Annotated in this window: 10 protein-coding genes; 9 read left to right on the top strand and 1 reads right to left on the bottom strand. The window is 48.0% G+C overall.

What is annotated here, in order from left to right:
• Positions 1-89 precede the first annotated feature (89 nt).
• The 9 genes from K401_RS0107005 to K401_RS0106960 all read left to right on the top strand — a co-directional run bounded on the left by K401_RS0107005 (position 90) and on the right by K401_RS0106960 (position 13,391).
• Positions 90-1,961, top strand: a complete 1,872-nt coding sequence (locus tag K401_RS0107005; RefSeq protein WP_029700671.1) for a beta-glucoside-specific PTS transporter subunit IIABC — start codon at positions 90-92, stop codon at positions 1,959-1,961.
• A gap of 103 nt (positions 1,962-2,064) precedes the next feature.
• Positions 2,065-3,504, top strand: coding sequence for a glycoside hydrolase family 1 protein (locus K401_RS0107000; RefSeq protein ID WP_024292288.1), 1,440 nt, complete (start codon positions 2,065-2,067; stop codon positions 3,502-3,504).
• A gap of 202 nt (positions 3,505-3,706) precedes the next feature.
• Entirely contained in the window at positions 3,707-5,335 is a 1,629-nt protein-coding gene (locus K401_RS0106995) for a response regulator transcription factor (protein WP_024292287.1), read from the top strand.
• Positions 5,319-6,758 carry a sensor histidine kinase gene (locus K401_RS0106990; RefSeq protein WP_024292286.1) on the top strand — a complete coding sequence of 480 codons (1,440 nt, stop codon included), beginning with the start codon at positions 5,319-5,321 and terminating at the stop codon, positions 6,756-6,758. Before K401_RS0106995 ends, K401_RS0106990 begins: the two co-directional genes overlap by 17 nt.
• A 173-nt stretch (positions 6,759-6,931) precedes the next feature.
• Entirely contained in the window at positions 6,932-8,017 is a 1,086-nt protein-coding gene (locus K401_RS0106985) for an ABC transporter substrate-binding protein (RefSeq protein ID WP_024292285.1), read from the top strand.
• Between the two features lie 153 nt (positions 8,018-8,170).
• Entirely contained in the window at positions 8,171-9,691 is a 1,521-nt protein-coding gene (locus tag K401_RS0106980; protein WP_024292284.1) for a sugar ABC transporter ATP-binding protein, read from the top strand.
• Positions 9,684-10,739, top strand: a complete 1,056-nt coding sequence (locus K401_RS0106975; RefSeq protein ID WP_027352538.1) for an ABC transporter permease — start codon at positions 9,684-9,686, stop codon at positions 10,737-10,739. The genes K401_RS0106980 and K401_RS0106975 overlap by 8 nt, the downstream gene beginning before the upstream one ends.
• Positions 10,740-11,753: an ABC transporter permease subunit gene (locus K401_RS0106970; RefSeq protein WP_024292282.1), complete on the top strand. Its 1,014-nt coding sequence runs from the start codon at positions 10,740-10,742 to the stop codon at positions 11,751-11,753.
• A gap of 249 nt (positions 11,754-12,002) precedes the next feature.
• Positions 12,003-13,391: an MATE family efflux transporter gene (locus K401_RS0106960; RefSeq protein ID WP_024292281.1), complete on the top strand. Its 1,389-nt coding sequence runs from the start codon at positions 12,003-12,005 to the stop codon at positions 13,389-13,391.
• Here the strand turns inward: K401_RS0106960 and K401_RS0106955 are convergent.
• Complete coding sequence (locus K401_RS0106955) at positions 13,388-14,257, bottom strand: AraC family transcriptional regulator (RefSeq protein ID WP_024292280.1); 870 nt, start codon at positions 14,255-14,257, stop codon at positions 13,388-13,390. The genes K401_RS0106960 and K401_RS0106955 overlap by 4 nt on opposite strands.
• Positions 14,258-14,331: the final 74 nt, after the last annotated feature.

Genomic DNA, 14,331 nt, shown 5'->3' with positions numbered 1-14,331 from the left:
AACTGAATGGTAAGGCGTTATAAGATAGCCGGCAGACGCCTTTTCAGATAGATAACAATAAAAAACTTTAAAATAAGGGGGAAAATCATATGGCATTGGATTATGCAAAGACCGCACAGGCCTTGCTTGACGAGGTTGGCGGAGAAAAAAATGTAAGCGGGCTGACCCATTGTATGACACGACTGAGGTTCGTGCTGAAAGACAGCGCCATTCCAAAGGATTCTGAAGTTGAAAAGGTGCCGGGAGTGATCCGGGTGGTCCGCCAGGGCGGACAATACCAGATCGTCATCGGCAACGAGGTAGGCAATGTACACAAGGAGCTTTTAAAGCTGGGACATTTTGAGGAGAGCACAGGGGGAACGGATGAAGGGCCAAAGGAGAATTTATTCTCCCGCATGTGCGGCTTTGTAGCCGGCTGCATGACTCCTCTGCTTCCGGCCATGCTGGGCTGCGGTATGATCAAGGTGGTTCTGACCCTTCTCATGACCTTTGGGCTGGTGGATACCACAGGAAGCACGTATGTGATTTTAAATGCAGCAGGCGACGCATTCTTTTACTTCATGCCTGTGTTGCTTGCAATGACAACGGCAAAGCGCCTTGGCTCCAACATTTATCTGGCAATGGTTGTGGCCGCGCTTCTTATCCATCCCGATATTACGGCTCTTTTGGGCCAGGGCAATACCGCTTATTTCGGGATCCCGGTCACATCGGCCGTGTATTCCTCTTCCGTACTTCCGGTGCTTCTCATCGTACCCATTATGGGCTATATTGAGCGGTTTGCGGATAAGATCTGCCCCAACATTGTAAAGGTGTTTTTAAAGCCTTTGATTGTGGTTTTTATTTCCATACCCGTTGCTCTTGTTGTAGTTGGTCCGCTTGGAAGCATCCTTGGAAATTATCTGGCTTCCGGCATCAGCTTTCTGTATGACAAGGCCGGCTGGCTTACAATTATGCTGCTTTCTGCGGCCATGCCGTTTATCGTTATGACGGGTATGCATTATGCTCTGATCCCGCTGATGACCATCGGTTTCACCAGCCTGGGCTTTGACGCAATCCTGATTATTACCATGTTCTGCTCCAATCTGGCCCAGGGCGGCGCTTCCCTGGCTGTTGCGGTCAAGGCAAAGGATGAGAACGTGAAATCCACCGCCTCTGCCGCCGGTGTCTCTGCCATTGTTGCAGGCATTACAGAGCCTGCCATGTACGGTGTGACCTTAAAGTATAAAACTCCTATGATCGCCTCTGTCATTGCTGCCGCTATTTCAGGACTTTATGCGGGAATTACCCATTTGGTGGCCTATTCCTTCGGCGGTTCTCCCTCCAGTTTATCCCTGATCCAGATGATCGGCGGCGGTGGCTTTGGGAATATGATAAACGGTGTGATCGCCCTGGTGGCTTCTGTGACACTTGCCTTTATCCTTACCCTGATTCTTTATAAGCCGGGGGAGGCAGACGGGGGAGCGGCATCTGAATCTGATGCTGCTTTTGAAGAGAAAAAACCATTGGTGGAGACCATTGAACTGGCAAGCCCTCTTGCGGGAACTGTGATTTCTTTAACAGAGGTGGAAGATGCGGTATTTGCAGGCGGAGTGCTGGGAGAAGGGGCGGCAATTATCCCGTCAGAGGGAAAGGTGTATGCTCCTGCGGATGGAACCATCAGCGCGGTGATCGACACCAGGCATGCAGTGGGAATCACCACGGATAGGGGAGCAGAGGTTTTGATCCATGTGGGCCTTGATACGGTGCAGCTGAAAGGAGATGGCTTTACCATTCACTGCAAGGAAGGAGACCATGTGACAAAGGGAAGTCTTCTGCTGGAATTTGATATGGAAAAAATTAAGGAAGCGGGATTTTCCCTTACGACCCCTGTGCTTGTATCCAATATGAACAATTTTGTAAGCTTAAAGATCTGCGATAAGAAGCAGGTTGAGGCGGGAGAGAAACTGTTGACCATTGTGTAAGCTCATCAAGTAGCTAAGAGGATTGGAAATGTCCGATTGACACAAATCAAGCAATGAAGCGGATTGCAAATATCTGCTTGACTCATTTTGAAAGAGGTGTGATATGTCTGTATTTTCTGAAGATTTTTTATGGGGAGGAGCAGTAGCTGCCAACCAGTGTGAAGGGGCATGGAATGAGGCAGGAAAGGGGGTATCGGCTGCAGATGTATGTACGGGAGGTTCCCATACAAGATCCAAGCGGATCACCCGTACCATAGAACCGGACACATATTACCCCAGCCATGAAGCAATTGATTTTTATCACCATTATAAGGAAGACATTGCCCTGTTTGCGGAAATGGGCTTTAAGGTATTCCGCTTCTCCATTGCATGGACCAGGATTTTCCCTACAGGCATGGAGGAAGAGCCTAATGAAGCCGGTCTGGAATTTTATGACAAGGTGATTGAGGAGTGCTTAAGCCATGGAATTGAGCCTCTTATAACCATATCCCACTATGAAATGCCTTTTGCCCTTACGGAAAAGTACAATGGCTGGGTTTCCAGAGAGTGCATCGGCCTGTTTGTGAAATATGCTGAAACCCTGTTCAAACGGTACAAGGGGAAGGTGAAATACTGGCTGACATTTAACGAGATCAATGCAGGAACAATGCCAATGGGCGGTTTTCTTTCCTTAGGCATTTTAAATGAGGGAACAACGGATTTCACCAATCAAGTGGATATTCCCCAGCTGCGGTTCCAGGGACTTCATCACCAGTTCGTAGCCAGCGCTCTAGCAGTCAAGGCAGGACATGAGATCGATCCGGACAACAAGATCGGCTGTATGATCTGCCATATTACCACCTATCCTTTGACCTGTAATCCTGATGATATATTAGAGGCCCAGAAAAGGGATCAGATTTTGAACCGGTTCTGTGGCGATGTGCAGGTAAGGGGAGAATACCCCAGCTTTATGAACCGTTATTTTAAAGAAAACGGGATCACCGTTCAGATGGAGCCAGGGGATTTAGAAATAATAAAAGAAGGCTGTGTGGATTATTATACCTTCAGCTATTACATGTCCAACTGCGCCACCGCTTCTCCGGAACAGGCAGCCTCCTCCGGCAATTTAATGGGAGGGGCGAAAAATCCTTACTTAGAATCCAGCGACTGGGGTTGGCAGATCGATCCCAAAGGGCTTCGCTATACCTTAAATGAGCTTTACGGACGTTACCGCATCCCTCTCATGGTGGTGGAAAACGGTCTGGGGGCTTATGATAAGAAGGAAGAGGACGGAAGCATTCCGGATGACTACCGGATAGATTACTTAAGGAAACACATTGAGCAGATGAGGGAAGCTGTGGAGGATGGCGCAGAGCTTATGGGATACACTCCATGGGGCTGTATTGACTTGGTAAGCGCCTCCACAGGTGAAATGGCAAAGCGTTACGGCTTCATTTATGTGGAAAAATACGATGATGGAACCGGGGATTTATCCAGAAAGAAAAAGAAATCCTTTGACTGGTATAAAGGGGTGATCGAAACCAACGGGGAAAAACTGGATTAAAAACAGCAGGCAAGCTGAAATAGAGAGAGGGCATCTTAAAATTCCGTATGAATCAGGAACTTTAAGATGTCCTCTTTTTGTGGTACTATTAAGTATATTTTTTTACGAATGAAAAACCAGGGACGGAAATTATTCCCTTATATTTCTTTTTGGGATTTTATATAATTTAGTCATGAACGTGGGCAGACAGGGGGCATTGGATATGGTTAAGATTTTTCTTGCAGAGGATGAAAAAATAGTCCGTGAGGGTATTAAAAATGGGATTCCATGGGAAAGGTACGGATTTGAATTCGCAGGGGAGGCGCCGGATGGAGAACTGGCCTATCCTCTCATTTTAAAATCCAAGCCGGACATCCTGCTGACAGATATCCGCATGCCTTTTATGGACGGGCTTGAGCTGGCCGAGCTGGTAAAAAAGCAGCTTCCGGGCATCCGCATCATGTTTTTCAGCGGATATGATGATTTTGAGTATGCTAAGCGGGCCATAAAGATCGGTGCGGCGGATTATCTTCTTAAACCTGTAAGCAGCAGCCAGCTTTTAGAGGCCTTGGAGCGGATGAGCGAAGCCATTATCCAGGAGAGAAGCGAGAAAGGGTATAAGCTGGAGTTTTTAAAGCAGCAGGAGGAAAGAAAACGGATGGAGCGGGACCGGCTGTTTGATACCATTGTATCAGGAAAATTAGGTCTCCAGGAAATCCTTTTAAAGGGGCAGGAACACAGCTTATCTCTCAGCGCTCCGGTCTATAACCTGATTTTGTTCCAGGCAAGGCCATCCCATGGACAGGAACAGTATACGGATCAGGGAGTTATTTTTGATGAGATGGTAAAGGAACAGTTTGAAGGCAGGGCGGAGGCAGTGGTATTTAACCGGCTGACGGAAGGGTATGCCATTCTTGTCATGGGAAATGACTTAGAAGATTTGGAGAAAAGGGTGGCAGCGTGCTTAAATCGTTTGATCCGCCTTGTGGAATCCTGCCCGGGTATGGAGTATTTCGGGGGGACCGGCGTTCCGGTCCGCAGGCTCAGTGAGCTTAAGGCCTGTTTTAAGGCAGCTAGCCGGGCATACGCCTGCCGTTACATGCTGGAATACAACCAGTTTCTTACGGCAGAGGCCGCAGTACGGCTTCATGATGATTCGGGAAGCCTCAGCCTGGAAGGTCTGGATATAACGAAACTGGGCAGGGACATTGTCCCCAACTTTCTTAAAAACGGTTCTGTTCCTGAGGTGAAGTATTTTCTGGAGGAATATTTAGAGGCCTGCGGGGATAACTTCAAATCCCTGATCTTCCGGCAGTATCTGCTAGTGGATATGTATCTCGCCGCGGTAAGCTTTGTCACCCAGCTTGGGTTTGAACCGGAGCAGGTGCTGAAGGAATTCGGAGATGCAGAGACCATAAAGCCCTGGGTGGGATCGGAAGAAGCTGCGGTAAAATACGCCAGGGAGATCTTAACAAAGGCTGTCACCCTCCGCACCACCTGTTCCCAGAAAAAGTATCGTCTGGTTCTTGACAAGGCCAGGGATTATATTGGAAATCACTTTCAGGATGAGGATATTTCCTTAAATGTGGTGTCTTCCACCGTGAATATAAGCCCCAATCATTTCAGCACCATATTCAGCCAGGAAATGGGCATCACCTTTGTGGAATATTTAACAAAGGTGCGGATGGAGGCTGCGAAAGAGCTGCTTCTTAAGACAGACCTTCGTGCCTCGGAGATCGGATATCAGGTGGGATATAAGGATCCTCACTATTTCAGCTACATATTTAAAAAGACACATGGAATTACGCCCAAAGCATTCCGGTCAGGAGGCAGAAATGAACTGCAAACGTGATTCGATCAAAGCGAAAATACAGTCCATGCAGGCAATCGTATTTATCCCGGTCATTATTATGATTGGGATATTGCTGTATATGATGGCATGGCAGAATAAGCAGTACCGGCAGAGCATCCGGAACTTAACCATGGCCACGGAGTTCAATTTTGACTTTAAATCCAACATCGATTATAAGATGTACCGCATCGTCATCGGAGCGGACAGCTTTGATTCCTTAAATCCTTATGAGGAGCTGGAAAATTCCCGCAGGCTGTTTGAGCAGCTGAAGGATTCCACTCCCCAGGAAAACAGCAAAAAGGGGCTTGACGGGATCATCATTCTCATAGGCATTCTGGAAAAAAGGATCGAGGACATCCGCACCAGCAATATTATCGGGGATTATGACCGGAACATGGAGCGGCTGGACAAGGACATTTATGTGATCACCGACTTAATCGAAGAAACCATGTCGGATTATATTTACAATGAAACAAAGACTCTGGAATCCATGCGCCGGAAGCTGGATTCCCAGACAAAGCGGGCCATTGCCCTCTGTATCATGGTTTCCGCTTATATCATTGTGTTTTTAATGGCTTCCTTTTCTTCCTTTGGAAAGAAGATCACAAGGCCCATTGAGGAGCTGTGTGAATATACCATGGTCCTTGCAAACGGCAGTTTAAAGGCCAATGCGCCCAGGAGCAATATCAGGGAGATCCAGATGTTAAGCGACCAGTATGATCACATGGTAGTCCGCATTGTAGAGCTGATCGACCACATTAAGGAGGAACAGGAGTTAAAGAGAAAGGCCGAATTAAAGCTTCTCCAGGCCCAGATTAATCCTCATTTTCTTTATAACACCTTAGATACCATCGTCTGGCTGGCAGAGGGGAAACGACATCAGGAGGTGGTGGAAATGATCACAGCCCTTTCTTCCTTTCTCCGGATGGGACTGAACAACGGCCGTGATTTTATCACCGTCAGGGGAGAGGCGGAGCATGTGAACAGCTATCTCCAGATCCAGCATTTCCGCTATGAGGATATTCTGGATTATGAGATCGATTTTAAGGAGCAGATCATGGATTACTCCATCTTAAAGCTGACCCTGCAGCCCATTGTGGAGAATGCCCTTTATCATGGGATCAAGAATTGCAGGAAAAAGGGTTTTCTAAAGATCACCGGCTGGCAGGAAGAGGGGGACATCCTGTTAAAGGTGGAGGATAACGGCATTGGTATGAAACCGGAAGAGCTTGAAAAAATGCAGAAGCTGGTGAGCAGGGGAGGAGAGGATGTTGGCCTTCGGGAAGGCTTTGGAATCGCCAATGTGGCGGAGCGGATCCGGCTGAATTTCGGGGAAGCCTATGGGCTGCACATTGAAAGCCAGTACGGAGCGGGGACCTCAGTGACTGTCAGGATTCCGGCTTCTTTAAAGGGGAACAGATAAAAAAACCAACCTTTTTCCGAAAAAAACCAACCTTGTTCCGGAATGCCCGGCAAAAGCGTAAAAAACTCAACCCTTTACAAAAGATTTTGCATTGAGAAAAGGGCATGCAATCGCTATGATACAGGTAGTTACTAAGAAGAGCAAACACGATATATCATTTGGAGGGAATTGATATGAAGAAAAGATTATTGGGCATGATGACGGCGGCTGCCATGACCGCAGCCATGGTATTATCCGGATGCAGCGGCTCTCAGACAGCGGCAACCACAGCAGCGCCTGCCGGCGGGGAAACAAAAACAGAGGCTGCTGCGGAGACGACAGAGGCTGCCAAGACAGAAGCTGCAAAGGCAGAGGAGAAAAAGGAACTGCTGGTGGTAGGCTTTTCCCAGGTAGGTGCGGAGTCTGACTGGAGAACGGCAAACACCGAATCCATGAAATCCACGTTTACGGAAGCAAACGGGTATAAGCTGATATTCGATGATGCGCAGCAGAAGCAGGAAAACCAGTTAAAGGCTGTCAGAAACTTTATCCAGCAGGATGTGGACTATATTGTTATCGCGCCGGTTACGGAAACAGGCTGGGATACGGTTTTGCAGGAAGCAAAGGATGCAGGAATCCCGGTTATCATTGTTGACCGTATGATCGATGTTTCCGATGACTCTCTTTATACTGCATGGGTGGGTTCCAATTTCCTTCAGGAAGGATATGATGCGGTTGCCTGGCTTGATGAATATTTAAAGAAGAATAACCGGGCAGACGATGACATCAACATCGTGACCCTGCAGGGCACCATCGGTTCCTCCGCCCAGATCGGCCGTACCGACGGCGTGGAAGAAAAGATGAAGGATCATCCCAAGTGGAAGATGTTAGAGCGTCAGACAGGAGAATTTACTCAGGCAAAGGGACAGGAGGTCATGGAATCCTTCTTAAAGACCTATGATGACATTGATGTTGTGATCGCTGAAAATGACAACATGGCCTTTGGAGCCATTGACGCCATCAAGGCGGCAGGAAAGACCTGCGGGCCAAAGGGCGATATCATCATCATTTCCTTTGACGCGGTTGCAGCTGCTTTTGATTCCATGATTGCCGGGGATATGAACGTATCCGTAGAATGCAACCCGCTTCACGGTCCCCGTGTGGCTGAAATCATTCAGAAGCTGGAAAAGGGTGAAAACGTAGATAAGATCGCCTATGTACAGGAAGGTGTGTACCCGGCTGACACGGCTGCTGAAGAAAAACCGAAGAGGGCATATTGATCCCAGGGGCCTTGGTGCCGTAAAAAAGAGCGAATCTAGAGAAACAGGTGCAAAAGGATGGAGGATGGCGGTTTTCATTCCTCCTCTCTGCACCTTTTTTAATCCCTGAATTTGCCGTTTTAAGCGGGGCGGGGAAGGAAAGGAAGGGTTTCTATGCCCAATAAAATCGTATTAGCCATGCGAAGCATTTCAAAAACATTTCCTGGCGTGAAGGCCCTTGACCACGTGGATTTTACCTTAAGAAGCGGAGAGATCCATGCTCTCATGGGAGAGAACGGAGCAGGAAAATCCACTCTCATTAAGGTCCTTACAGGAGTGGAAGAGTTTGAATCAGGAGAAATCACCATTGAAGGGTTTCAGGGGAACATCATCAACCATTCCCCTCAGGAAGCACAGGCCCATGGGATCAGCACAGTCTACCAGGAGGTCAATCTCTGTCCAAATTTATCTGTAGCGGAAAACTTATTTATCGGCAGGGAACCAAAGCGTGCCGGCATGATTGACTGGAAAATCATGAATAAGAGAGCAAAGGATCTGCTGGAAAGCCTGGATATCCACATAGACGTGACCAGGGCCCTGGAAAACTACTCCATTGCCTTGCAGCAGATGTTTGCCATTGCCAGGGCTGTGGATATGTCTGCAAAGGTGCTGATCCTTGACGAACCCACATCTTCTCTTGATGACCATGAGGTGGAGAAGCTGTTTAAGCTGATGAACCGCCTGAAATCGGAAGGCGTGGGGATCATCTTTGTCACTCATTTCCTGGAACAGGTGTATGAGGTCTGCGACAGGATCACGGTTCTCAGAAACGGCGCCCTGGTAGGAGAGTATGAAACGGAAAAGCTGCCCAGAGTCCAGCTGGTGGCCAAGATGATGGGAAAGGATTTTGACGACCTGGCTGCCATAAAGAAAAGCGGGGAAGCAAAGGAAACGTCCGGGGAAGTGGTGATCCATGCCAAGGGGATCGGAAAGCAGGGGACCATTAAACCTTATGATCTTATGATCCGCAAAGGGGAAGTGATCGGCCTTACAGGACTTTTAGGCTCCGGGCGGTCGGAGCTTGCCAGAAGCCTTTACGGTGCGGATAAGCCGGACAGCGGAGAATTAACGGTAAAGGGACGTCCGGTTTCCGTGACAGCCCCTCTTGATGCCATGATGGCCGGAATGGCCTATCTTCCGGAAAACAGGAAGGAAGAAGGGATCGTGGCGGATCTATCGGTGCGGGAGAACTTAATTCTGGCTCTTCAGGCAAAAAAGGGAATGTTCCGTCTCCTTGGAAGAAAGGAGCAGGAGGAGCTTGCAGATAAGTATATAGATCTTTTACAGATTAAGACAGCTAACAGGGAGACCCCTATAAAAAGCTTAAGCGGAGGAAACCAGCAAAAGGTGATCTTAGGAAGATGGCTTCTTACAGACCCGGATTTCCTCATATTAGATGAGCCTACCAGAGGGATCGATGTGGGAACCAAGACAGAGATCCAGAAGCTGGTGGTAAAGCTTTCTGAGGAAGGAAAGTCCGTGATGTTCATTTCCTCGGAGGTAGAGGAAATGCTGCGCACCTGCAGCCGCATGGCAATACTCCGGGATGGACAGAAGGTGGGGGAACTGGAGGAAGGCGAGCTGGATCAGAACAACATTATGAAGGCGATCGCAGGAGGTATGGAAGATGAATAGGATGACAGTGATTGTGAAGAAAATAACAGGAACCCGGTTATTCCTGCCCCTGTTCTGCCTGGTCCTGGTGCTTCTCTCAAATCTCATCAAGACGCCTACCTTTTTTCAGGTGACCATAAAAAACGGCGTTTTGTATGGATACATCATCGATGTGATCAACCGGGCCAGTGATCTGGTGATCCTGGCCGTGGGGATGACCATGGTGGTGGCGGCTTCCGGCGGCACGGACATTTCCGTGGGAGCAGTCATGTCTGTGGCAGGGGCCGTGTGCTGCTACATCCTGTCAGGGGGTCTGCAGACGGTGAATGAGTTCCAGAATCCTTATATATTAGGCGTGCTGGCAGCGGCCCTTGCAGGGATTTTATGCGGAGGCTTTAACGGGTTTCTGGTGGCAAAGATGAAGATCCAGCCAATGGTGGCGACCCTGATCCTGTTTACGGCGGGACGGGGTATGGCGCAGCTGATCACCAGGGGGCAGATCACCTACATCCGGGTGGAATCCTATAAGATGCTGGGAGCCAGCATTCCGGGAATCCCTATTCCAACTCCCGTATTCGTGGCCCTTTTAGTGGTGGTCCTTACCTACGTTTTACTAAAAAAAACCACCCTGGGGCTTTATATCCAGACGGTGGGAATCAACTCCAGGGCTTCCAGACTCATGGGGATCAAATCCTCCATGATCATTTTTCTTTCCTATGTATTCTGCGGCCTCTGTGCAGGCATATCCGGCCTGGTGGCATCATCAAGGATCTATTCGGCAGATGCCAATAATATTGGTCTTAACCTGGAGCTGGATGCCATCCTTGCTGTAGCCTTGGGAGGCAACAGCCTGGGAGGGGGTAAATTTTCCCTCCTTGGAAGCGTGATCGGAGCTTATACCATTCAGGCCCTAAGTACCACCTTATACGCCATGGGGGTTTCCCCGGACCAGATTCCCGTCTATAAGGCAATCGTGGTGGTAGTCATAGTTGCCCTTCAGTCAACGGAGCTTAAGAAAATGGCAAAACGGTTCCAAACAGGCTTTGAAGCCGGAAAGAAGGTGGCGTAAATGAAGAACAGAGGAAAAATGGATGGAAAGGTATTCCTGCTCATGATCACCATCGCTCTTTTTGTGGGAATGTACATAGCCGGGATCCTGATTTTTAAGAGCAAGGGCTTTGCAAAGCCCCAGGTATTTTTAAATCTTTTCATCTCCAATGCAGGACTGATCGTTATTGCAGCAGGCATGACCATGGTCATGATCACAGGGGGAATCGACATTTCTGTAGGTTCCGTAGTAGCCCTTACCTGCATGATGCTGGCCTGGATGATGGAAATCAAGGGAATCGGAGCTGTTCCCGCCCTTTTGACGGTTTTGGTCATGGGCCTTGTCTTTGGCCTAATCCAGGGATTTTTTATCGCTTACCTAAAAATACAGCCCTTTATTGTGACCCTGGCAGGCATGTTTTTTGCCAGAGGCATGACGGCCATCATAAGCCAGGAAATGATCAGCGTGAAAAATGAGCTGTTTTTAAAATGGGCAAAGAGCAAAATCAACTTAACCTTTCTGGGAGGGACCCCCAACAAAAAGGGAGTGATCAATTACCCGTTTCTCTATCCAAGCGTTCTCATCGCCCTGACGGTGCTGGTGCTGGTATTTGTGGTGTTAAAGTATACGAAATTCGGGCGGACCGTTTACGCGGTAGGAGGAAATGAGCAGTCTGCCCTGATGATGGGATTAAATGTGAAGCGCACCAAGCTTTTGGTTTATGTGGCCAACGGCTTTTTATGTGCCTTAGGCGGGTTTTTATTCAGCTTAAATACCTGTGCAGGCTTTGTGGAGCAGGCAAAGGGCTTTGAGATGGAAGCCATCGCCTCGGCAGTTATCGGGGGGACATTGCTGTCGGGAGGCGTGGGAAATGTTTTCGGCAGTTTGTTTGGGGTGTTAATAAAGGGAACCATAGAGACCTTCATCACCTTCCAGGGGACTCTTTCCTCCTGGTGGACCAAGATTACCATTGCGGCTTTGCTGGCATTTTTCATACTCCTTCAAAGCCTGTTTGCAAGGGCAAAGGAAAAGTGAGCTCAGACAGGGAAGGATATGGATCAGCGGCGGCAGCCGCCTGGCGGGATTTTATCTGTCAGGCAGCTGACGCCGCTTTTTCATTTTTCCCGCTCCTTTTTGCGAAAAGCCAGGTCAAAAGGCAGGATTCTGTTGACATAAGCCTTTATTCCATATAAAGTAATCATACGGAAAGAAGAGTATAACGTAAGGCAGAAAATTTACATTACGGAGGTATAACAGAAAAGTGCGCTTTTGCTGGAAGAGTTTATGAAAAAATTTATCGGAAACAAAGCATTTTACAGGATGGTGCTGACAATCGCCATTCCCATTATGGTCCAAAACGGGATCACCAACTTTGTCAGCCTGCTGGATAATATTATGGTGGGCATGGTAGGAACCGAGCAGATGTCCGGCGTTGCCATTGTGAACCAGCTGATCTTTGTTTTTAACATCAGCATTTTTGGGATCATATCAGGTGCAGGCATTTTCGGAGCCCAATTCTATGGCTGCGGAAGACACGATGGAGTCCGGCATACGTTCCGGTTTAAAATCATCTGCTGTGCCCTTCTGGCGGTGGCTGCGGTGGCTGTGTTCTTTTTCTTCGGAGAGGATATGATCGCCATGTATCTCCATGGAGAGGGCAACGAGGCGGAGCTTGCCACTGCGCTGATGCACGGAAGACGGTATATGCTTGTCATGCTTATAGGATTGGTGCCCTTTGCCCTGGAGCAGGCTTATGTCAGCACCTTAAGGGAATGCGCAGAAACAGTAGTGCCCATGAAAGCCGGAATCGTGGCTGTCCTGGTAAATCTTGTGTTTAATTATATCCTGATCTTTGGAAAGCTTGGAGCTCCGGTCCTGGGGGTGGTGGGAGCCGCAATTGCAACCGTTATGGCCAGATTTGTGGAAGCAGCGATTATCATAATCTGGACCCACAGGAATACAAAAAGGAATCCGTTTATTGAAGGGGCTTATAAAAGCTTTTATATACCGGCAGGCCTTGTGGGGAAAATCTTTGTTAAGGGAACGCCTCTCATTGTAAATGAAGCCCTTTGGGCAGCCGGAGTGGCTACTCTCATGCAGTGTTATTCTGTGAGAGGACTGATCGCGGTGGCAGGCCTTAATATATCCGCCACCATAGGAAATGTATTTAATGTGGTTTATCTTGCCCTTGGAAGCGCGGTCTCCATTATTGTGGGGCAGCTTTTGGGAGCCGGAAAAATGGAGGAAGCCAGGGAAACGGACACCAAGCTCATCGCTTTTTCCGTTGGTTCCTGTGTGCTCATAGGAGGACTCTTGGCGGTCATGGCCCCCTTATTTCCCATGATTTACAACACCACGGATGAGGTCAGGAGCCTGGCCGTCTGGTTTATCCGCATACTGGCACTGTGTATGCCCATGAATGCGTTTATGAATGTGGCCTATTTCACCCTGCGCTCCGGCGGAAAGACGGTGATCACCTTTTTGTTTGACAGCGTGTTCATGTGGGTGGTCAGCATTCCGGTTGCCTATACCTTAAGCCGGTATACCGCCATTCCCATTGTGCCCTTGTATTTTATGTGCCAGATGGTGGAGATCATCAAATGCATCGTTGGTTTTGTACTGGTTAAGAAGGGCGTGTGGATACATAATATTGTTTTGGGTCAGGAAGATTAAAGAAGAAGCTTCGAAGAAGAAGCTTCTTTTTTATATGCCGGAATATTCTTGGCGTATCTGCCTGGAGAAACGCCGTTGATTTTGCTGAAAACCTTGACGAAATGGGCATAATCCTTAAAACCGCACTCATAGCAGGTGGCAGTAATAGAAGTTCCCTTTAATAAGAGGGTACGTGCATACTGTATTCTTCTGGTGATGATATAATTCCAAAGAGAAGTTCCTGTATATTCTTTAAATAAATGACTCAGTCTGGAACGGCTGATGTTAACAAAATCAGCGATCGTCTGAATGGAGATATCACTGGTTAAGTTGGAATCCACAAAGCTGATGGTATCACGGATGATTTTGGGAGAAATATCTCCCAGATACATATTATTGGACCGGGCGGCTGTATTGGCCAGCAAAAGGATGAACAGCAGGCAGGCCTTCACCCGGAGATCATAGCCAAAGGCCTTCTCATTCAAAGCCGTTATGATGGTGTCGGCGTAATGCTCATATTCCGCCATCTGCTCTTTGTTCAGATGATAAAGGCGTTCCGGCCTTCCGTTGTGGAAACAGCTGAAAAGATCTGTAACAGGTGTTGATAAGTTGTCCGCAAAGCTTTCCCCGATGTGGATCGGAATTCTTTCGTAGGGATTGTTATCCTTGATAAACAGTCCGTGGATATCATTGGGACATATAAAGGTCAGACAGCCCGGCGTTAAATGGTAAGTGACGTTATTGATAAAGTAATCTACATTTCCGCTTTTAAACAGCATGATCTCGTATGCGTTATTGTGCAAATGAAGTGTTCGTTCTGCGTTCTGGCAGGTGCGGATATGTGATACAAGCAGCTGTTCAATTGGCTGAATGGTGATCTCATTCATGATAAATCTCCTCCTGTCTGCAAATAAAAGTATGCAATATAAATAAAAATATAAGTTTATTAAAAGAAAAAACA

The sequence above is a fragment of the Lacrimispora indolis DSM 755 genome (genome assembly GCF_000526995.1).
In the GTDB taxonomy this organism is placed as follows: Bacteria; Bacillota; Clostridia; order Lachnospirales; family Lachnospiraceae; genus Lacrimispora; species Lacrimispora indolis.
The sequence above is the reverse complement of the archived record's forward strand: the minus strand, read 5'-3'. Positions and strand labels throughout refer to the sequence as shown.

Bases quoted from the DNA above. Each gene is read 5' to 3' on its own strand.
- K401_RS0107005 (WP_029700671.1), top strand. From the start codon at position 90: ATGGCATTGGATTATGCAAAGACCGCACAGGCCTTGCTTGACGAGGTT.
- K401_RS0107000 (WP_024292288.1), top strand. From the start codon at position 2,065: ATGTCTGTATTTTCTGAAGATTTTTTATGGGGAGGAGCAGTAGCTGCC.
- K401_RS0106995 (WP_024292287.1), top strand. From the start codon at position 3,707: ATGGTTAAGATTTTTCTTGCAGAGGATGAAAAAATAGTCCGTGAGGGT.
- K401_RS0106990 (WP_024292286.1), top strand. From the start codon at position 5,319: ATGAACTGCAAACGTGATTCGATCAAAGCGAAAATACAGTCCATGCAG.
- K401_RS0106985 (WP_024292285.1), top strand. From the start codon at position 6,932: ATGAAGAAAAGATTATTGGGCATGATGACGGCGGCTGCCATGACCGCA.
- K401_RS0106980 (WP_024292284.1), top strand. From the start codon at position 8,171: ATGCCCAATAAAATCGTATTAGCCATGCGAAGCATTTCAAAAACATTT.
- K401_RS0106975 (WP_027352538.1), top strand. From the start codon at position 9,684: ATGAATAGGATGACAGTGATTGTGAAGAAAATAACAGGAACCCGGTTA.
- K401_RS0106970 (WP_024292282.1), top strand. From the start codon at position 10,740: ATGAAGAACAGAGGAAAAATGGATGGAAAGGTATTCCTGCTCATGATC.
- K401_RS0106960 (WP_024292281.1), top strand. From the start codon at position 12,003: ATGAAAAAATTTATCGGAAACAAAGCATTTTACAGGATGGTGCTGACA.
- K401_RS0106955 (WP_024292280.1), bottom strand. From the start codon at position 14,257: ATGAATGAGATCACCATTCAGCCAATTGAACAGCTGCTTGTATCACAT.